This window comes from Kitasatospora sp. NPDC096077, assembly GCF_040303245.1.
Classification (GTDB): Bacteria; Actinomycetota; Actinomycetes; order Streptomycetales; family Streptomycetaceae; genus Kitasatospora.
The window spans coordinates 17,525-36,778 of sequence record NZ_JBEOSV010000007.1; the positions used below are offsets into that span (position 1 = coordinate 17,525).

The 19,254-nt window shown below is 74.6% G+C and carries 13 protein-coding genes, 1 tRNA gene and 1 pseudogene; 9 read left to right on the plus strand and 6 right to left on the minus strand.

Features of this window, described 5'->3' with window-relative positions:
• Positions 1–25: 25 nt before the first annotated feature.
• Complete coding sequence (locus ABTZ03_RS09300; RefSeq protein WP_350512274.1) at positions 26–973, minus strand: LysR family transcriptional regulator; 948 nt, start codon at positions 971–973, stop codon at positions 26–28.
• 141 nt (positions 974–1,114) lie between these two features.
• On the opposite strand from ABTZ03_RS09300, the gene bla reads away from it, so the two are divergent.
• The 5 genes from bla to ABTZ03_RS09325 all read left to right on the plus strand — a co-directional run bounded on the left by bla (position 1,115) and on the right by ABTZ03_RS09325 (position 7,893).
• Positions 1,115–2,092, plus strand: a complete 978-nt coding sequence (gene bla, locus ABTZ03_RS09305) for a class A beta-lactamase (protein ID WP_350512275.1) — start codon at positions 1,115–1,117, stop codon at positions 2,090–2,092.
• A gap of 64 nt (positions 2,093–2,156) precedes the next feature.
• Positions 2,157–3,200 (plus strand): MBL fold metallo-hydrolase, encoded by a 1,044-nt coding sequence (locus tag ABTZ03_RS09310; RefSeq protein ID WP_350512276.1) that lies wholly within the window; start codon positions 2,157–2,159, stop codon positions 3,198–3,200.
• An 87-nt stretch (positions 3,201–3,287) separates the two neighbouring features.
• On the plus strand, positions 3,288–5,612 hold the full coding sequence (locus tag ABTZ03_RS09315) for an ATP-binding protein (RefSeq protein WP_350512277.1): 2,325 nt from the start codon (positions 3,288–3,290) through the stop codon (positions 5,610–5,612).
• A 437-nt stretch (positions 5,613–6,049) separates the two neighbouring features.
• On the plus strand, positions 6,050–6,688 hold the full coding sequence (locus tag ABTZ03_RS09320; protein ID WP_350512278.1) for a ParA family protein: 639 nt from the start codon (positions 6,050–6,052) through the stop codon (positions 6,686–6,688).
• Positions 6,688–7,893 carry a ParB/RepB/Spo0J family partition protein gene (locus tag ABTZ03_RS09325; RefSeq protein ID WP_350512279.1) on the plus strand — a complete coding sequence of 402 codons (1,206 nt, stop codon included), beginning with the start codon at positions 6,688–6,690 and terminating at the stop codon, positions 7,891–7,893. Before ABTZ03_RS09320 ends, ABTZ03_RS09325 begins: the two co-directional genes overlap by 1 nt.
• A gap of 364 nt (positions 7,894–8,257) precedes the next feature.
• Here the strand turns inward: ABTZ03_RS09325 and ABTZ03_RS09330 are convergent.
• Positions 8,258–8,386, minus strand: a pseudogene (locus ABTZ03_RS09330) (hypothetical protein); the annotation flags it as partial.
• An 87-nt stretch (positions 8,387–8,473) separates the two neighbouring features.
• Positions 8,474–12,451, minus strand: a complete 3,978-nt coding sequence (locus tag ABTZ03_RS09335) for an AAA domain-containing protein (protein ID WP_350512280.1) — start codon at positions 12,449–12,451, stop codon at positions 8,474–8,476.
• Positions 12,452–12,864: 413 nt separating this feature from the next.
• Here ABTZ03_RS09335 and ABTZ03_RS09340 point away from each other — a divergent pair, with 413 nt between their 5' ends.
• Both ABTZ03_RS09340 and ABTZ03_RS09345 read left to right on the plus strand, forming a co-directional pair.
• Entirely contained in the window at positions 12,865–13,080 is a 216-nt protein-coding gene (locus ABTZ03_RS09340) for a hypothetical protein (RefSeq protein ID WP_350512281.1), read from the plus strand.
• 103 nt (positions 13,081–13,183) lie between these two features.
• On the plus strand, positions 13,184–14,458 hold the full coding sequence (locus ABTZ03_RS09345) for a response regulator (RefSeq protein WP_350512282.1): 1,275 nt from the start codon (positions 13,184–13,186) through the stop codon (positions 14,456–14,458).
• Positions 14,459–14,473: 15 nt separating this feature from the next.
• Here ABTZ03_RS09345 and ABTZ03_RS09350 read toward each other — a convergent pair whose 3' ends face one another.
• The 3 genes from ABTZ03_RS09350 to ABTZ03_RS09360 form a co-directional block, all read right to left on the minus strand.
• Positions 14,474–16,822 carry a hypothetical protein gene (locus tag ABTZ03_RS09350; protein ID WP_350512283.1) on the minus strand — a complete coding sequence of 783 codons (2,349 nt, stop codon included), beginning with the start codon at positions 16,820–16,822 and terminating at the stop codon, positions 14,474–14,476.
• A 3-nt stretch (positions 16,823–16,825) separates the two neighbouring features.
• Positions 16,826–16,897, minus strand: a tRNA-Ser gene (locus tag ABTZ03_RS09355).
• Between the two features lie 153 nt (positions 16,898–17,050).
• Complete coding sequence (locus tag ABTZ03_RS09360; protein ID WP_350512284.1) at positions 17,051–17,638, minus strand: TetR/AcrR family transcriptional regulator; 588 nt, start codon at positions 17,636–17,638, stop codon at positions 17,051–17,053.
• 121 nt (positions 17,639–17,759) lie between these two features.
• Here ABTZ03_RS09360 and ABTZ03_RS09365 point away from each other — a divergent pair, with 121 nt between their 5' ends.
• Positions 17,760–18,200, plus strand: coding sequence for a nuclear transport factor 2 family protein (locus ABTZ03_RS09365; protein ID WP_350512285.1), 441 nt, complete (start codon positions 17,760–17,762; stop codon positions 18,198–18,200).
• A gap of 170 nt (positions 18,201–18,370) precedes the next feature.
• Positions 18,371–19,240, plus strand: coding sequence for a hypothetical protein (locus ABTZ03_RS09370; protein WP_350512286.1), 870 nt, complete (start codon positions 18,371–18,373; stop codon positions 19,238–19,240).
• Positions 19,241–19,254: the final 14 nt, after the last annotated feature.

Consider the following 19,254-nt stretch of genomic DNA (forward strand, 5'->3'; position numbering starts at 1 on the left):
CGGCTGTGCGGTGGGCGGTCGCTGGTCAAAGCGGGAACTCCATTGCGGGCCGGGGGTAGAGCGGGCGGTGGGGCGGCTGGGGCAGCAGGCCGCCGGGGCCGGTCAGCGCCTCGTGGGCGGCCTGGGCGAACAGCCGGACGGCGGGCCCGCCCCGACCGGACGGCCAGGCCGTGGAGGTGCGCCAGGCCAGCGGGGTGCCGGTGAGCGGACGCCAGACTGTACCCGGTGGTGGTGCGGTGCGCGGCACCAGGGCGACGGCACTGCCGGTGAGCACCAGCGCGCCCGCGACGTCCGGTCCCGGCGGGTCGACGACGGCCTCGGGGGTGCAGCCGTGCCTGGTCAGCGTGGTGAGCACCTCGTCGTACAGCGCCGGGGCGGTGGCGCGCGGGAAGAGGACCAGGCGCAGGCCGGTCAGTTCGGCCACCGCGAGCTCCGAGCGGTCGGCGTACGGGCTGCGCGCGGCGAGCAGGACGCCGAGCGGCTGGTGCAGGACGGGGCCGAAGGCCAGTCCGTCGGCCGGGCAGGGGTGGCGGACGACGGCGACGTCGACGGTCTGCTGGGCGAGTTCGCGCACCACGGCCGCGACGGGCAGCTCCCGCAGTTCGAGCCGGGTGCCCGGGGAGGCGGCCTCGAAGCCGGTGAGCAGCGCGGCGAGGGTGGCCGGCCCGAGTTCGGGCGGGACGGCCGCGCGCAGCGTGCCGGCCCGTCCGCTGCGCAGGTCGGCGGCGGTGGCGAGCAGGCGGGCGGCGCTGTCCAGGGTCTCCTCGGCCTCGGCCAGCAGCAGCCGGCCCGCCGGGGTGAGGTCGACGCCGCGCGGGCCGCGGTCGAACAGGGTCACGCCGAGTTCGCGTTCGAGGCGCTGGATCCGCTGGGAGAGCGAGGGCTGGGCGATCCGCAGGCGCTCGGCGGCGCGGCCGAAGTGCCGTTCCTCGGCGACGGCGCGGAAGTGGCGGAGGTGCCCCAGCAGGTCCATGGGCAGCCATCATAGGCGTTTCATTATCGCTCCCTTCACGATTCGAGTCTTGGACTGGGGAGCCGACGGCCTGATTGGCTGAGCGCGACGACGACGGCCGTGACCGTGACCGTTACGGCACGAACCACCTGGGAGACCACCATGACGCCCGACCTCCACCGCCCCCGCCACTTCCACCGCCTCCGCACCCGCACCGCGCTGCCCGCCGTGGCCCTGCTCCTGGCCGCATTGGCCGGCGCGTGCGGCTCGGCGGACGGCGCCCCGTCGGCGCGGGCCACCGGCACGACGGCCTCGGCCGCACCCGCGACCGGCTCGGCGAACGCTTCGGCGAACGCTTCGGCGGACGCCTCCTTCGCCGCACTGGAGCAGCAGTTCGGCGCCCGCCTCGGCGTGTACGCGGTGGACACCGGCAGCGGCCGGGAGATCACCCACCGGGCCGACGAGCGGTTCGCGTTCGCGTCCACGATCAAGTCGCTCGCCGTCGGGGACCTGCTGCGCAAGGCCTCCGACGCGGACCTGGACAAGGTCGTCCCCTACCGGCAGGAGGACGTGCTGGAGTGGGCGCCGATCACCAAGCAGCACGTGGCCACCGGCATGAAGCTGCGCGACCTGGCCGCCGCCGCCCTCCAGTACAGCGACAACACCGCGGCCAACCTCGTCATGGCCGAGCTCGGCGGACCGGCGGCCGTCCAGCAGTCCCTGCGCGACCTGGGCGACTCGACCACCAACGTCGACCGCACCGAGCCCACCCTCAACGAGGCGACCCCGGGCGACACCCGTGACACCAGCACCCCGCACACCATGGCCACCGACCTGCGCCGCTACGTCCTCGGCGACGCCCTCCCGCAGGACCGGCGCGGCCTGCTGACGGACTGGCTGGTCGGCAACACGACCGGCGGCCCGTACATCCGCGCGGGAGTGCCCGCCGACTGGAAGATCGGCGACAAGACCGGCAACGCGGCCTACGGCACCCGCAACGACGTCGCCGTGGCGTGGCCGGCGGGCGGGCGCAGCCCGATCGTGATCGTCGTCCTGTCCGACCGCGGCAAGGCGGGCGCCACCTCCGACGACGCCCTGATCGCCCAGGCCACGAAGACCGTCGTCAGCGCCCTCGGCTGACCCGTACCGAGTGCCCCCGGCCTCCCCCGCACCTTCCCGACCGCCCCGAGGAGCTTCGACCGCCATGATCCGCCCCACCCGCCGGGCCGCCACGGACGCCGACTTCACCCGGCGCCGCCTCGCCCAGCTCGCCGTCCTCGGCCTCGCCGCCGGTGCCGCGCCGGCCGCCCTGCCGGGCTCGGCCTCGGCGGCCGCCCCCTCGCCGGCGACACCCGCCGCCTCCCGCACCCACTACGACCGGGCCCGCCGCCTCGCCGGGGACGACCCCGTCCTGCGGGCCCTGGTGACGGCGCTGACCCCGGGCTCCACCCTTCCCCCACTGCCCGCGCCCGCCCCCGTCAAGCTGTTCGACAACCTCGTGCTGCTCAGCGCGGGCTGGGTCTCGGCGATGGCGGTGCTCACCGACGACGGCATCGTGCTGATCGACGCGCTCACCTCACCCGCCGACGCCGAGGACGTCATCGTCCCCGGACTGCGGGCGGTCGGCGCCGACCCGGCGGCGATCCGGCACGTCGTCGTGACCCACGGCCACCCGGACCACTTCGGCGGGGCGCAGACCCTCGCCGAGCGCTACGGCGCCCGCGTGCACCTGTCCGCGGCCGACTGGGACCTCCTCGCCCGCACCCGCCCCGCCCACGCCCCCGTCCGCGACCTCGACATCGCGGACGGCGCCCACCTCACCCTCGGCGGCACCACGATCGAGCTGCACCACACCCCGGGACACACCCCCGGCACCGTCTCCCCGATCATCCCGGTCCGGGCCGGCCACCGACACCACAGCGCGATGCTGTGGGGCGGCCTCAACCCGCCCTCGACGGTGCCGGAACTGCGCACCTTCCTCGCCTCCGTCCAGTCCTTCCGGGCCGTCATGCGCCGGACGAACGTGGAGGTCGAACTCTCCAACCACCCCAACGACCACAGCCTCGAACGAGCCGAGCAACTGCGCCACCAACCGCCCGGCACCGCGAACCCCTTCCTCCTCGGCGGCCCCCGCACCCAGCGGTACATGGCGGTCATGGACGCGATGCTGCGCGGCCGCATCGCCGACGCCGAAGCGGCCGAGGCAACCGAATCGGCCCCCGGGACCCCGACCCCGGGGCTAGGCTGAACGGCCTGGTCCGGCACCGCGGTTGGCGTCGGGCAGCACGGGGGCGGGACTGACCGGGACTGACCGGGGCTGATCGGGGCGGGACGGGTGGCAGGGGAACACGACGAGCTCGGCGCGGCCTCCAGAGGCGTCAGCAACCGGATCGAGGGCTCGACGCTCCACGGCCCCGCCCTGCAAGCCGGCACGATGTACGTCTCCTTCGGCGGCGACTCCTCCGGCGGCGACGCGGCGTCGGCCCCTCCCCCGCTGGCCCCACCACCGGCGCCCGCCCCCGGCTTCGTCGGCCGGGACCGGGAGCTGCGTGACCTGCTCGACGCCCTGACGCCCCGTGCTGAGCAGCCCGACACCGACGATCCGACCACGACCACGTCCACGACCACCGACACGGCCACGGCCACGGCCGCCGTGCTCGTGCTCGGCATGGGCGGAGTCGGCAAGACCACGCTGGCGCTGACCGCCGCGCGCAAGGCGCTGGCGAGCGGTCTGGCCGACGGGGTCCTCTTCCTCGACCTCGCCGGCTACGACGACACCGCGGTGTCGGCCGCCGAAGTCCTCGACGCCCTCCTGCGCGACCTCGGGGTCAGCCCCGACCGGATCCCCGCGGACGAGCAGGCCCGCGCCGCCCTCTACCGGGCGCGGCTCGCCGACCGGGCCCGGCGCGGCGAACGGCTGCTGGTCATCGCCGACAACGCCGCGGACGCCCGCCAGGTCCGTCCGCTGCACCCGCCCGCCGACGGCCCGCACCGGCTGCTGGTGACCTCCCGCGACCACCTCCCGATCGACGCTCGCGTCGTGGACCTCGACGTACTCCCGGACGGACCGGCCGTGGCCCTGCTGGAAGCGGCGCTCGCCGTCGAGCTGCCGCAGGACCGCAGGATCACCGACGATCCGGCCGGCACCGGGCGGGTCGCCGCGCTGTGCGGGTACCTGCCGCTCGCCCTGCGGATCGCCGCCGCCCAGTTCGTCGCGGACCGGAGCCTGCAGCCGGCCCAGCTCGCCGACGAACTGACCGACCTCCGCGAGCGCCTGGACGTGCTGGAGGACGGCCAACGCGCCGTACGGAGCGTCCTGGACAGCTCGTACCGGCGGCTCGCGCCCGCGCACCGGGAGCTGTTCCTGCTCCTGTCGGTGAACCCCGGCCCGGACCTCTCGGCCGAGGCCGCGACGGTGCTGGCCGAGCGGACCGCTCCCCCTCGGGTCCGGCGGGGGCTGGCCACGCTTGCCCGGGCCAGCCTGGTGCGGGCGGATCCGGAGACCGGACGGTGGCGGATGCACGACCTGGTGCGCGCCTACGCCGCCGAGCAGTCCGGCCTCACCGCCGAGCAGCGGGAGGCGGCGCTCGACCGCTTGCTGGACCACTACACCGCCGGGGCGCAGGACGCGAACGTCCAGCTGAGCCCCGAGGCGCCGGGCGACCCGACCCGCTTCCGCGACCGCAGGCGGGCGCTGTCCTGGCTCGACGCCGAACACGCCAATCTCATCGCCGCGGTCCAGTCTGCCCGCTCCGCCCGCCGCAGTCGGGTGGGCGTCGAACTCCCGGCCCATCTGAAGAGATACCTGACGCTCCGTAACCGAACAGAAGAACTGACGACGGTCATGGGCGTGGCCCTCGACGCGGCGCTCTCCTGCGGCGACCGCATCGGCGAGGCCCGGGCGTGGAACGACCTCGGCAACGCGCTGAGCAAGCTGGACCCTGCCGGGGCTGCCGACGCCTACCGCACCTCCATCGCCCGCTACCAGGAGCTGGGGATCCGGCACGGAGCCGCCGTCGCCCGGCACAACCTCACCACGCTTCCGTCCCGGGTCGGCCGGCTGGAGGACGCCGAGCGGTTCGAGGAGACCGCCGCCACCCATCGCTCGCTCCGGACGACCTTCCTCGCGCTCGGCGACCGTCCGGGAGTGGCCTCGTGCGACCTCACCGTGGGCCTGTGCCTGTACCGGCTGGGCCGCCACGAGGAGGCCTTGGAGAGCACCCGCCTCGCCCTGACCGGCTTCCAGGAGTCGGGGGACCGCGCCGGCGAGGCGGACACCTGGGGCAACCTCGGCATCGTTCTCAACGGATCGGGGCGGGCCACCGAGGCAGTGGCGGCATTCCGTACGGCCGTGGACATGTACCGGGACCTCGACGACCGGCACTCGACGGCCACCGCTCACATCAATCTCGCCGCCGGTCTGCTGGCCGTCGGGGAACCCGCCGACGCCGTCGAAGCCGGCAGGCGGGCGGTCGACCTGTTCCGTGCGTTGAACATGACCCACGAGGAGGGTGCGGCGCTCGAACAACTGGCGAGGTGCCTGCGGTCGGCCGGAGGCCCGGACGCCGAACGCCGGTCGGTGTGCGAGGCCGCAGCGGCGGTGTACCGGAGGTTCGGTGACGAGGCCGCGGCCGAACGCGTCCTCGGTCTCCTGCCGTAGGCGGGCGTGGGCCGTATAACGCCTTGACAACTTCTTGACCACGCTCGATGAACAGCGAACGGGCGGCGGGCGGGCGACACGCCGGATATCCATGACCGGCTCACCCGGATTTGCCGGACCGTCGACAACAGCCGCCTTCGCGCGCCCCATTACGTCCGACGTCAATCAACAGCCGCCGCTGCCACGCTTCCTCTCCCCCCTCCCCGGACCGAATGTCATCCCGATGTCATCCCGCGGCTTTCGGGAAAGTCAGCCCATGAGTCCGTCATTGCACGCCGACACACGCGGGTCGTGTCGGACTCCGAGTCGATCATCTGGAATGCTGTTCCAGTCCGCCGCCCACGGTTTCGAGCGGCGGACGTCCGCAGTACCGGGCGAACACCTCCCCGGGAAGCCCACGGAGAGAACGGAACATCATGAAGCCATCTGTGCTTGTCGTGTCCACCGACCCCCAGGGGTCCGCGGTCGTCTGGGCCGAGCGGGTGGGCGACAACCTGCCCTTCGATTTCATGGCGGCGCACGACCACGCCGAGCAGCTGGTCAACCTCAAGAAGACCGGCGCGAAGATCCACGTGATCGCCAACCAGAAGGGCGGCGTCGGCAAGACCACCACCACGGTCAACCTGGCGGCGTGCACGTTCGACGTCCTCGGTTCGAAGGACGAGTACGAGCACATCTTCATCGACACGCCGGGCACCCTGGCCGATGAGGAGATCCTGCGGCGGGCGCTGGAGATCGCGGACGACGTCCTCGTCCCGATGATCACCGAGCCGCTGTGCTTCGACCCCACGGCCCGGACCATCCAGAAGGTCATCGAGCCGATGGACATCCCCTACCGGGTGGTCGTCAACAACTGGGACCCGCGCGACGGTCGTGCCGACCTGGAGGACACCGAGGCGTACATCGCCGCCCGGGGCTGGCCGCGTGCCAAGACCGTGCTGCGCCGGTACAAGATCCACTCCCGGGCGGTGGCCGAGGGAACGGTCGTCACCCAGTACAAGGAGAGCGGCACCGCCTACCGGGCCCGCGAGGACTTCTTCCGACTGTCCCTCGAACTCGGTTACGGGGGTCGCTGATGGCAGGCCGTCGCGTCTCCTTCGCGTCGATGGCCGCCGACGCGGTCGTCGACGCCCCGGGCGTGGAGACCACCAACGACGCCCCGGCGCGTTGGATCCCCACCGCCAGCTGCCTGCCCAACCCGCGCAACCCGCGTGACGAGCTGGGCGACCTCTCCGACCTGGCGAGCATCAAGGACCGCCAGCTGCAGAGCTGCCTCGCCGTCACCCCGGCCGCCTACCTCCGGCTGTGGCCGGAGGACCGGCAGCTCCTGGGCGCGGGCCCGGACGACGTGGTCGTCATCAACGGCAACCGGCGCCGGGCCGCCGCCGCGCTCTACGGGCGCGAGCAGCTGCTGGTCGTCGTCGACGACTCGGTGGCGGAGTCCAAGGCGACCCTGCTGCGGGCCGCGCTCGACGAGAACATGGCGCGCAAGGACTTCGACCCGATCGAGGAGGCCAACGCGGTCCTGCTCATCGTGTCGCAGTACCCCACCGCCAAGGAGGCCGCCGAGGCCGAGGGCTGGTCGCAGAGCTGGATCTCGCACCGCAAGAACCTGCTGAAGCTCCACCCCGAGCTGCAGCGCCAGGTGCGGGCCAAGGCGCGCGGCGAGGAGGGCATCTCCATCAACGTCGCCCGCCGGCTGGGGTCGGTAAAGGGCATCGAGGCGATGTCCCTGGACGGGCAGGCGGCGGAGCTGGAGCAGCTGCTCCAGGCCGACGCCGACGCCGTCGTGGCCCGGCGCGCGGCGAAGCAGGAGGCCAAGGCGGCGGCCAAGGCCCCCGCTCCGGCCCCCGCCGCCACGCCCGCTCCGGCTCCGGCTCCGGCTGCCGCTCCCGCTGCCGCTGCCGCCGCCGTGCAGGCTCCGCGGCCCACCGCGTCCGCCACCACCCGCCCGGCCGCCGACGCGGCGACGCCGGCCCCCGCCGCACCCCGGCCGGAGCCCGCGCCCCGCAGCCCGCAGCCCAAGGCCGAACCGGCACCGGCACCGAGCGCCGACGAATTTTCCGCGGAAAATTCCGAGCCGCTCCCGATGCCGGAACAGCGGGCCGTCACCCCGACGGACGAGCAGCCGCCGACGGCCACCCCCGACGCCGACCTCGGCAAGGTCGACTGGCACGACGTCGAGGAACTGGCGGACGCCATCTGCCGCACCCTCTCGGCCGACGAGGCCTACCGCCTCGCCGACGCGCTGGCCAACCGTCTGCTGACGACCAGCAGCTGACACACCCCCGGTGGCCCTGCCGCACCTGACCGGTGCGGCAGGGCCACCGGCTTCTCCACGCCCGCTCCTCCAGGTCCAGGCGGCGTGTACGCTCCAGCCCTCTGAGCCCATCGGCCACGAACGGGATCTGGCCGAGCGTCTTGCCCCTCAGCTCACGGGCCAGTCGGGGGTAGTCGGCGGTGCGGTCGTCCAGGTGGTCGTAGCGGTCGGGCAGGGCGCCCTCGGGGTGGGGGAAGATCCTGTTCCCGTCCACGTCGACGACGGTGTTCAGCTCCGGGTCGCCGTTGGCGGCGACGAAGTCCTGGGCGTTGCAGGGGCTCTCCGCGCGTCCGTAGAGGCCGCGTTGCATGCCGCCGTCGGCCGTCGGCGGCATGTTCGTCAGCCCCGGGCAGATCGCGCCGGCCGCGCGCAGCCGCTCGATGGTGAACACGTCGCGCCGGGCCACCAGTTCGGCGAACGCCGGCGACCCGGCCGCGGCGGTGAGCCCGCGCACCAGGTAGCTGTCCTTGGCGGCGTCCGGGATGCCGGACCGGTTGCCGGTGGCGGACCTCCAGGAGCCGAGCGAGGCGTCGTCGCCGTCTCACTGCGCGGGCCGCTCCGACGGTTCGGGGCTGTCCCGGGGCCAGATGCTGCGGTCCTCGACGTGGTGGTAGACGGGCAGTTCGGCGGCGAGGACGTCGAAGTGCGGCAGTGGGGCCCACAGGGCGCGGTCGCCGACGACGTAGAGGCGGCGCTTGGCACGGCTGGCCGCGACGTTGAGCAGGTGCGGGGTGCGGGCGGCCCATTCGCGGGCGCCGCGGCGGCCCGCGCCGAGCAGCAGGACGACGACGTCGGCCTCCTTGCCCTGGGCCTTGTGGACGGTCGCGCAGCGCTCCTCCAGGACGTCGAAGGTCCAGCCGGGGAGGGTGCGGCAGGTTTCGCGGGCCTCGCGGACGAGGGCGCGGAACGGCGCGATGATGCGCACGCTCTCGGGGGTGACGCCGTGCCGGTGGAGGCTGCGCAGGACGAACTCGAGGGCACCGCGGTCGCGTTCGCCCCAGGGGTCGTCGCCGTTGCGGGTGGGGTCGGGGGTGTCGAGCCAGCGGCTGGGCAGCAGGCCGTCGCGGTCGACGTCCGGGAAGGGTTGGGGGTGGGTGCCGTGGACCATGAGGCCGTCGTAGGCGATCTCGTTGCTGACGGTGAACATGGGGTCCTCGCAGCGGCGGTGGACGCGCAGGGGTGAGCCGACCCAGACCTCCTCGTCGTCACTGCCGGTGGGGTCGGGCAGGTACGTGCCGTAGCGGTTGAGGCGGTCGGCGACGGCCTGGGCGGAGGTGGCGGAGGGGAGCCACTCCTCGTCGACGCCGTGGGCGAGCAGGAGGCGGCGCTGCAGGGCGGTGGGCATGGTGACGACGGGTTCCAGCTGGAGGGGGTCGCCGACGAGGACGGCGCGGCGGGCACGCCAGAGCGCGCCGACGGCGGCCTGCGGGGTGGCCTGGCCGGCTTCGTCCACGAGGATCCAGCCGATGCTGCCCCGGCCGAGGCGGGCGAACATGCTGCCGATGGAGGAGAAGGTGGTGGAGACGACCGGGACGAGGAGGAAGAGGGTCTGCCAGGCCTGGGCGACCTGTTCGTCGGGGACGGGGCCGCTGGTGCCGGCCATGAGGTCCATCAGGACCTGGAGGGTGCCGCGGATCCGCAGCGCGTTGTTGGCGACGAAGGCGCGGTGCAGGTCGAGGGCGCGCAGGAACAGGTCGCTGCGGGCGGTGCACCAGGCCTCGTCGGACCACGGGGATCCCAACTCCTGCTTGTGGTCGTCGAGTTGGGCCCAGTCGAGGGGCAGGCCGGGGAGGGCGGTGGCGGCCTGACGGAGCTCGCGGTGGGCGGCGTCGAGGCCGGCGGTGGCGGTGGCCAGGTCGCGTCGGGCGGCGACGGCCTCGCGCCGGGCCTGCTGGACGGCCTCGTGGGCGGCGGACTCGGCGGAGCGGGCGGCGTCCTCGTGGGTGTGGGCGCGGGTGAGGGCAGCGCCGGCCCGGGCGAGCTCGGCGGTGGAGTCGGTGTGCCGGTGGGCGGCGAGTTCCTCGGCGTGGGCGCGGCGGGCGATGTGGTCGAAGGCGTCCTCCAGGGCGGTGCGCTGCTGGACGAGCAGGTCGAGGATCTCCGCCTGGGTGCGTTCCTGCTGCTGTTCGGCGGCCTGGCGTTCGGCGGTGCTCTGGAGCAGTCGGCGAAGGCCCGCGCGCAGGCCGGGTTCGGTGGTCGGGGGCGCTTCGTGCCGGGCGGTCAGGGCGTCCACGTACTGGCGGTGGTGGTGGGCGCGTTCGCGGGCGGCCGCCAGGTCGGCGCGGGCGCCCGCGAGGGCTTCGTGGGCCGCCGGTACCCGCCGGGCGGCGACCTGCTGGGCGGCTTCGGCGGTCACGGCGGCGGATCCGGCGGCGACGGCGGCCGTGGTGGCCTCGGTGTGCCGGGCCTCGGCGGCCACGAGGCGTCGCTCGGCCTGGGCGACGGCGGTGTGCAGGGCGTCGACGTGCCGCCGGTCGCGGCCGGACTCGGTGTCGGCCAGGACGACGGCGAGGCGGGCGCGTTCGGTGCGCAGGCGTTCGACTTCGGTCCGGGCGGCCTTGAAGGCGTGGACGGCGTCGTGCCACGAGGGGACGGGCCGGGCGGGGCCGGCGCTGACCTGGACCTCTTCGGGCGGGGCGGTGCGGGCGGCCTGCGGAGCTCGCGGCGGTTGTGCGACCCGGGGCGACTGCGAGCCACGAGGCGGTTTCGGGGCGCGGGGCGGTGTCGGGGCGCGGGGCGGGATCCAGTCGCCCAGGATCTCGTTCATGCCGCGCAGCGGCGGGAGCCCGGCGGCGGTGCGCGCGTCGGCCTCCTTCTCCGGCAGGCTGCCCCACCAGAAGCGCTGGCCGAACTTCGTCCGGTTGGCCTTGTTGCCGAGTACGGCGGCGACCAGGCCCCAGGCGGGCGTGCTGTCGAGGAGGGCGGAGGCGAGGTCGGAGAAGTGGTCGGGGCCGCCGTGCCAGTGCTCGTCGAGCGCGGCAGCGCCGGGCAGTTCGGCGGTGACGTTCTCCACGGCGCCGTTGTTGGAGGAGGTGACCACGATCTCGTAGCCGGTGAGCCGGGGATCGAGGGCGGCGACGTAGCGCTTGTGGCGTCCCTGGCGGTCCCTGCCCTGCCAGGCGCGACCCACGAAGGCGTCCTCGGGCCGCTGGTAGGAGGCCATCACCGCGGCCCGCTCGACCACGAGGGCGGCGACCAGGTCGCGCAGCATGGTGGTCTTGCCGGTGCCGGGCGGGCCGTTGACGGAGAACAGGCCGCCGTCGGTGCCCTCGCGGTCGGCCAGCATCCGGTTGACGGCGAACTGCTGGCTGAGCGCCAGCGGGTACCGTGCCTTGGCGGGCCACCGGCCGGCGGGCACCAGGGCGGGGGCCACGCCGTCGAGGACGGTACGGCGGTCCTCGCGCAGGTCGGTGCGGGCGTGGACGGCGATTCCGCTCCGCGGGGTCAGATAGGCGTCCAGGGCCGGGCCGAGGCCGGCGCCGCCCTCGGTGAGGGAGTCGCGGACCCGGGCGAGGTCGGGCGGCAGCAGGCTGTTGAGGAACGGCTGGGTGGCGGCGGGCTTGGCCCCGGGGGCGCGCGGGACGCGGACGAGGTGGCTGCGGACGCGGATCACGCGGGGGTCGAGGCGGTGCTGGACGCCACAGAGGTCGGCGATCTGGGCGGTCAGCGCGACGAGGTCGGCGAGCGCGACCGGGCGGATGCCGGGGGCTTCGGCGGACGGCGGTGCGCCGCCCGTGGCAGCGGTGGACTCGGCCGGCCCGACCGGATCGGCGGCCTCGGCGGGCGTGTGGCCCTCGGGGGACGCATGGCCCTCGGTGGGCGTGCTGCCGCCCGTGGCGCCGTCCGATGCCGGGCGGCGGGCCGCCACCCAGTCCGCGACCCGCCGTACCAGCGGCTCCGTCGCTCCCTGGACGGCCGCGCCCGCGACCTCGCCGAACAGCGCGCCGACCGCCGCCACCGCGGCGCCGCCCAGGACCTCGGCGAGCACCTGCTGCCAGCCCCGGCCCGCCGCCTCCGCGGGTCCGGGCGCCGGACCCGCGGACCGGAACACGGGCAGGCCGTACGGGCCCGGTGCGGGACGGCTCCCGGCGGTGTACACGATCGGCGCGGCGGCCAGTTGTCCCACCGCCACCTCGAAGGCCTCGCCCAGTTCCTCGAAGCCGTCCAGCCAGCCCGGCGCCGACGGCCCCGGATCGAACAGACGTCCCGTCGCCCAGGCGCACGCCGACACCACCGACGTCCCCTCCACCGGACGCCCGTGCTCGTCCAGGACCAGCGCGAACACCGCGCTCCGCCCCGACAGCTCCAGTTCCTCCTGCGGCACCCCGGGATCCGGCTCGGTGCCCTCGGGCAGCACCGCGATCATCGCCCGGCGCAGTAGCTCCAGGTCGAACACACCGCCGTACACCTCGTGCCGCCACACCATCCCGCGCGGCGCCAGGCGGGCCGCGGTCTCCGGGTGCGCCGCGTCCCACGGCAGCAGCGGCGCGGCCTGGCCCGCGGTCGGCGTGATGTCCACGACCGGCGTGTCGGAGGCACGCGGCCTACCCGCACGGCGCCTGCGGGGAACCTCCGGGATCGTCGGCGGACTGAACAACTCGATGGCCCGCCAGCACTCCAGCAGGTCCCCCACCCGCCCGTCCCGCCCCTGTCCGCCCCGCATCCCACGCCCCCGTGTCGAACCCGCGGCCCGCGGCCGCTGCGTGTACCGATCAGCTGGCCGCCGAATCTACCGGACGGCGGGCGGGCCTCGGTCGACACCCCGTGGGCCCCGGCGTGACGACGGCCGGTGTTGCCGATCGGTGTCTCCGGCCCGGAAACAGGGGCGCAACGGTGGCCGGGCGTCCCATGCTGTGACGCACCGTCGGTTCGGTTCGGCTGGCGGGCAGGTCGTGGCCGGGCGAGGACCGCCACGGATCGAGGAGGTTCACGGTGCAGCGTGCGCTGCTGTCGACCAGGGCGGCTCTCGTGCTGCTGATCGGCGTGCTCACGGGGATCGGTGCGGGTGTCCTGGCTGCCGCGGGGGGCGTGCACCCGGCCCAGTGCGTCCTGTACGGGGTCGGCGCCTTCGGCGTCGGCGTTCCGTTCGTCAACCGGCTCGTCGGCGGCTCCGAACAGGGGGCCGCCGAGAACGAGTCCGCTTCCTGACGGCTGCGCGGCCCGGGCCCTGCGGGCGCCCGGGCCGCCACCGTCCCGTCGCTGCGAGGATGGTGGCCTCGGTGGAGGCCGATGAGACACCGGGGGTGACCGAGTGGGAGGCCTGCAACCGCTGAGCCCCGAACTGAACCGGGAGTGCCGCGCCTTCGCGGAGGCGCTGCGCAGCCTGTTCGCGGGGCTGCGGCCCACGGTGTCGGTGCGCCGGTACAGTTCGCGCCGGCACCTGAGCCCGGGGGCGCTCTCGCGCTACCTGTCCGGACAGCGCATCCCCTCCTGGCAGTTCGTCCAGGACCTGCTCACCGACGTGGGCGCCGACCGCGGCAGCGTCGCCACCCCGGAGACGGTCCGGCTCCTCCGCTCCCTGCACGCGGCCGCGCAGCAGACCAGTGCCTCGGTCGGCCACGCCGTTCAGCAGCTGCAGTTCCAGCTGGCCGAGGCCGACCGGCTCTCGCGGCGCTCCGCGGCGCACAGCGACGTCCTGGGCGACGCCCTGCTCGACCGCAACCACCGCATCGCTGATCTGGAGCTCCGTCTCCACCAGTTGGAGGGCGACTGGGCCAGGGAGCGCGCCCGTGCGGACGAGATCGCCCGGTACGGCGGCGACCGCGAGGAGCTGATCCTCGCCAAGCAGGCCCTCGAACGGGACGTCGCACGGCTGGAGGCCGAGCTGGGGGAGGCACTGCGGCGGCAGCTCGCCGCCGAGGCCCGCTGCGAGTTGCTGGAACGCCAGCTGGTCGTGGCCGAGCAGCAGGCGGGCGAGGACCCGCTGCGGATCGAGGCTCCCCCGGCCGACCCGGCCGACCCGGCCGACCCGGCCGGTTCGGTCGCTTCGGTCGGTTCGGTCGCTTCGGTCGCTCCGGTCGCTCCGGGCGTGACCGGCAGGCCCGCAGTACTCGTCGTCGACGACCAGCCCTCGAACCTGGTCGCCCTCGAAGCCGTCCTCGGGGCCGCCGACTGGGACGTCCTGGCCGTCGCCTCCGGCCCGGAGGCCCTGAAGGCGCTGCTCCGGCACCGCGACATCGCCGTCATCGTCCTGGACGTGCAGATGCCCGGCATGGACGGCTACGAGACCGCGGCCCAGATCAAGAACCGCGCGCAGACCCGTGACATCCCGATCATCTTCGTCACCGCGATCGGGTCCGATCCGGAGAACACGCTGCGCGGCTACGACGCCGGGGCGGTCGACTTCATCGTCAAGCCCTTCGACCCCTGGCTGCTGCGGGCCAAGGTCACCGTGCTGACCGGCATGTACCTCAGCTACCGCGGCACCCCGCGGGCCGTGCCGCCCGGACAGCCCGTTCACACCGGCGCCGGGTGGCTGCTGCCCATCGGCCGGCACCCGCGCCCGGCCCCGGACCGACCGTCCTGACGACGGTCGGCGGGGTCAGCTGCGGGGGTCGCGTGCCAGCCAGTGCGGCCCGGTGCTCCAACCGAGGAGGAGGCGCCCGGTGCCCGCGTCCGGCGGGGTGCCGGCGGCGGCCTGGCGCAGGCCGGTGAGGGCGGGGGCGAGGCGGGACGTGACGTGGCCGGGCTGACGGGCGGCCTCCTCGTCCAGGCGGGCGAGGGTCCGGGTGCGGGTGGCGGGGTCGCACAGGGAGAGCTGGAAGAGCATCTGGCGCCAGGCGTAGGCCGCGTCCTTGACGGCGGTCACCGGGTACGGGTTGCCGTGGATCCGGGCCGTCGTCCGGCAGACGGTGGTGAAGCTGCGCAGGGCGAGGTCGTCCCAGCCGGGCGCGGGGTGGATGCCGGCCCGGGTGACCAGGGTGGCGAGGTTGTGGGTGGTGAGGATCTGGGCCTGCTCGACGACCGTGCCGTTGGCGGCGACGGACCGGCCCCGGCCCACCTCGGCGCGCCGGACGCACAGTTCGGCGAACCCCTTGGACGTACGGGGGCGGCGGATGCGCGCCAGGACCCCGCTCGACTCCGTCTCCGCGAGGTCGAGCACGGCGGCGTAGTCGATGCCGTAGTAGCGCTCGTACAGGGTGCCGCCGAGCAGGTCGGCCGCGATGCGGGCCGCGGCGAGGAACTTCGGGCTGAAGGTGCCCTGGAAGATGTCCGCCGCCAGTTCCTCGACGAACGGGGCGTCGACGCCCGACTGGCGGGCCAGGACGGCGAGTTCGCGGACCAGCGGGTTCGGCAGGAGGGTGCCCGGGAAGGCCTGGACGGCCAGTTCGCCGAGGCGGCGCAGCGCGAGGCGGGCCGGTTCCCGGCCGTCCTCGTCGGCGCGGTGCGCCACCACGGCCCGTACCCAGGGCAGTTCGTCGACCCGGACCTGGCTCGTGAGGTCGGTCAGCAGCAGTGAGCGGCGGTTGCCGAAGGCCCGGTGGTTGGCGGCGACCAGGGTGCGCAGGGCCGGGTCCGGGTGGCTCCGGGCGGTGGTGGCGGCGACCAGTTGGGGGACCAGTTCGGCGAGGGCCTCGGCCGAGGGGACGACGCCGCGTTCGACGAGGGTGGCGATCGGGGCGCTCAGCGCGGCCTCGACGACCCGGCCGATGGTCGCGGGTACGGGGGTGCCGGCGGGCAGGCCGGTCTCCTCGGCCTCCGGCCCGGAGACGGCGGCGGTGAGCGGTCGCACGTCCGGTGTGCCGGTGTCCTGGGGCAGGACGGCGAGCCGGCGCAGGACCAGCTGGGCGAGCGCGTGGTGGGTGGGCCGGGCCGCCTGGACGGCCTGCCGGGTGCGGAGTTCGGTGTGCCGCTGCGAGCCCGGCCGGCCGCGACGGCGCGTCATGGACTCCACCGCGTGGCGCAGCAGGCCGAGGCGGCGGGCGTCCAGGGGCCGGCCGGCGACGACCTCGTCGAGGGCGCCGCGCAGGATGGCGAGGTTCTCCTTCGGCTTGCGGTGCTTGGTGCAGCGGGTGTGGGCGTCGGCGAGTTCGCGGTACCGGCGCAGCAGTGCGGCGCCGCGTTCCAGCCAGTCGGCGTCGGGCTCGCGCTCCAGCACCCGCTGCCCGTCCCCGGCGGTCTCCAGCCAGTGGGCGAGCAGCCGGTCGGCGAACGGCTGCCAGACGGTGAGGGCCTCCTGCTGGGCCTCCACGGCCGGGTTGGGCCGCCGGTGCGCGAGGGAGGTGACCGCGTCGCCGACCGTACGGCGGTGCAGCGCCTCGGCGTCCGGTGCGGGCCGGTCGGCGGGGCGGGGGGTGAAGCGCAGCCGGTCGGCGAAGGGTTCGAGGGTGTCGAGGAGCTCCAGTGCGGCGGCGGTGTCGCCGGCCCGGACCAGCCAGGCGACGGTCAACAGTGCCGCCTCCTCGGGCAGTTCGATGTCGTAGCAGCCGCTGTCGAGCAGCTCGTGCAGTCGGGAGAGGCCGGCTTCGGTGAGGCTGTGGGCGAACAGCGCCCCGCGCGCGGCGGGCACCCCGGCCCGGGCGGCGGCCTCGCGTTCGTACGGCTGGAGCGGGCCCTCGGCACCGGCGGCGCCGGTGGCGTAGCCGCCGCGCAGGACCTCGGGGGTCACCCAGGCGGGCAGTGCGGCCACCGGGGTGCGGGAACCGATGGTCAGGCGGCCGTCGGCCATGCCGGCGAGGGTGGCGCGCCAGCGGTCCGCCCGGGCCTCGGCGCGGCGCCGGGTGCCGGCGTCGGCGTGGGCCGCCGAGGTCAGGAGCGCCCGGGCGAGCTGCCGCTGCGGGTAGCCGGCGGACGCGGCGGTGCCGATGAATGCCACGGTGCCGACGGATGCGGCGGTCGTTGGGGTCGTCCCGGCTCCGGAGGAGTGCTGCTGCCCAGCGTCATCGTCCATAAGCCGACGTGGCAGGTGCTGCCCCTGCGCCCTCCGGGATAGCAGCCCGGTGCTCTGCTGCTGAGCTACACGTCGTCGGACCTGAGAATAGGCGTTCGACCGGGGCCGAACAATGCGATTACGAACGGCGGCACGGCCTCCCGCGCCCGCAGCCTGAACACCGGTGCGACGGGAGCGAGTTGGCCATGACGACCCGGCCGTAGGCGTGGGTGGGAAGCGACCGGTCCGTCATGCGCGGATCCCACCGGGCGGGCGCAGGCCGTCGAAGAGCACCGCGAAGACGCGTTCCCGGGCCGACGCGTCGTCGCCGAGGTGTTCCATCGCCGTGGTCGTGCCGATCAGCAGGGCGATGAGCTCCGGCGGGCCGAGGTCCGGGCGGACCGCCCCGGCGCGCTGCGCCCCGGCCAGCAGTTCCGACAGTCGGGCCCGGATCGCTGTGGTGGCCTCCCGCAGGGTCGCGTGCGCGTCGACTCCGGCGGCGGCGAGTGCCTGGGCGAACTCGGTCTTGCCGGCGGACTGTTCGACCACCAGGCGGAGGCAGTCGAAGAACGCCTCGGCGGGCGCGGTCTCGGCGGGCAGCTGTGCGGCCCGGACGGCGATCGTTTCGAGTTTGCGCACCAGCACAGCTTCGAGCAGTGCCTCCTTGGTCGGGAAGTGCCGGAAGAGCGTGCCGACGCCGACCCCGGCGGCTCGGGCGATCTCCTCGGTCGGCACGCCGATGCCTCGGGTGGCGAACACCTCCGTCGCGGTGTCCAGCAGCCTGGCCCGGTTGCGGGCCGCGTCGGCCCGCAGCGGGCGTTCCGGGGTGCCGCTCATCGACTCCCACCCTTTCCTGTTGGTTCCCGAGCCACCCTGGACAACCGGAGTGGCTAGTCCGTATCGTCGTAAACGGATTCGCTAGTCCGATTCTAGCGACGAATCCCGTTGGGGGTTGATCATGTCCCAAACACTGTCGCCTCGTGAGGTCTTCACGAAGCTGGTCGACGGCATCTGTGCCGGGCGGTTCGCGGAGCTCGCGGACCTCTACGCCGAGGACGCCGTGGTGGAGATCGCGTTCGCGCCGGTCGGACCGCGTCGGCTCGAAGGACGGTCCGTGCTCAGGGAGCGGTTCCAGGAGCTCGGCACGAGCCTGTCGGTGGAGCTGACCCCGAAGAACGTGGTGACCCGGGAGACCGACGACCCGGAGGTGATCGTCAGCGAGTGGGAGTACCAGGTGACTCAGCCGGCGACCGGGCAGACCTACAGCTCCGCCAACATCCAGGTGCTGCGTGTCCGTGACGGCCTGATCGTCAGCAGCCGGGACTTCCACGACCACCTGACCATCGCCCAGGCCGGCGGCAACCTGCCGCAGCTGCTGGAGGCACTCGGGAAGGAGTGACGCGGGCCATCCGGCCAGGCGGATGAGACCGGGCGGGAATCCGCCGACCGCACGGTGCCCGGGCGCCCGGGTCGACCCTGGCGGCCGCCTCCGAACTCGCCCCCGGGAAGGGGAACTTGCGAGATCGACGAGGCGTCCGGACCCGAGCGCCACCCCACTAGGATCATCGGATGACCGATCTCTGGGAGCAGGATCTGACGGCAGCGTTCTCCGTGCTGCTGGGCCGGCCGGCGGACAGCTTCGACCCCGACGCCGAGTACACCCTGTACTACGCCAACAAGGCGCTCGTCGAGCAATGGCTCTGGGAGACGCTCGCCGACGCCGACATCGACGCCAACACCGCTGCCGCCGCCGACATCGCTGCCGCCGACGCGCTGAGGCGGACGTGGGGGCCGGGCGACGACGGCGACCGACCCGCGCTGCTGCGGATCTGCCTCGCCCTCGACTGGAGCCTGGACCTCGCCCGGTCCGTCTTCGCCTTCGACTTCACCGCGGAATCGGCCCTCTCCCTGGCGTTCGGCGCACGACCCGACTCCAACCTGGTCGCCGAGGCGTGCCGCACCGTCACCGGCGAGGAGTTGGCCACCGTCCTCACCGAACACGGCCTGGGGCCCACCGACGTCGTGGCCGGTCTCGACGACGACGCCTTCACGGTCGGCGTCTCCTTCCGCGTCGTCACCGACGGCACCCTCCGGGACGCACTGCTGACCGCGATCCGCGCGAAGCAGGGCCCCGACGGGCTGCGGCCCGGCCCCGACGAGGCAGCGGTCCTGGCGCTTCCGCCGGACCTGTTCCCGAGCGCCGAGCGGGAACTGTCGACCGAGGCGGCGGAGGAACGCGACCGCCTGCTCGCCCCGGTCCGCGACCCCCGGCTCCGTGCGCACCTCTGGTCGCCGTACCTGGACCGGCCGTGGGACCGGCCCGGCATCTCCTCCGGAGGGCCCGGCCTGCCGGGCACCACCGCCGTCGCGGCCTGGGACCTGGCCTACTTCGGCGATGTCCGACTCGCCGTCACGCGGACGCAGGGGGCGCGTCGGTAGCCGGGCACGGTCGG

Excerpts from the sequence above, each read along its gene's own strand:
- ABTZ03_RS09350 (WP_350512283.1), bottom strand. The coding sequence starts at position 16,822 with ATGGACGATGACGCTGGGCAGCAGCACTCCTCCGGAGCCGGGACGACC.
- ABTZ03_RS09325 (WP_350512279.1), top strand. The coding sequence starts at position 6,688 with ATGGCAGGCCGTCGCGTCTCCTTCGCGTCGATGGCCGCCGACGCGGTC.
- bla (WP_350512275.1), top strand. The coding sequence starts at position 1,115 with ATGACGCCCGACCTCCACCGCCCCCGCCACTTCCACCGCCTCCGCACC.
- ABTZ03_RS09370 (WP_350512286.1), top strand. The coding sequence starts at position 18,371 with ATGACCGATCTCTGGGAGCAGGATCTGACGGCAGCGTTCTCCGTGCTG.
- ABTZ03_RS09310 (WP_350512276.1), top strand. The coding sequence starts at position 2,157 with ATGATCCGCCCCACCCGCCGGGCCGCCACGGACGCCGACTTCACCCGG.
- ABTZ03_RS09360 (WP_350512284.1), bottom strand. The coding sequence starts at position 17,638 with ATGAGCGGCACCCCGGAACGCCCGCTGCGGGCCGACGCGGCCCGCAAC.
- ABTZ03_RS09300 (WP_350512274.1), bottom strand. The coding sequence starts at position 973 with ATGGACCTGCTGGGGCACCTCCGCCACTTCCGCGCCGTCGCCGAGGAA.
- ABTZ03_RS09365 (WP_350512285.1), top strand. The coding sequence starts at position 17,760 with ATGTCCCAAACACTGTCGCCTCGTGAGGTCTTCACGAAGCTGGTCGAC.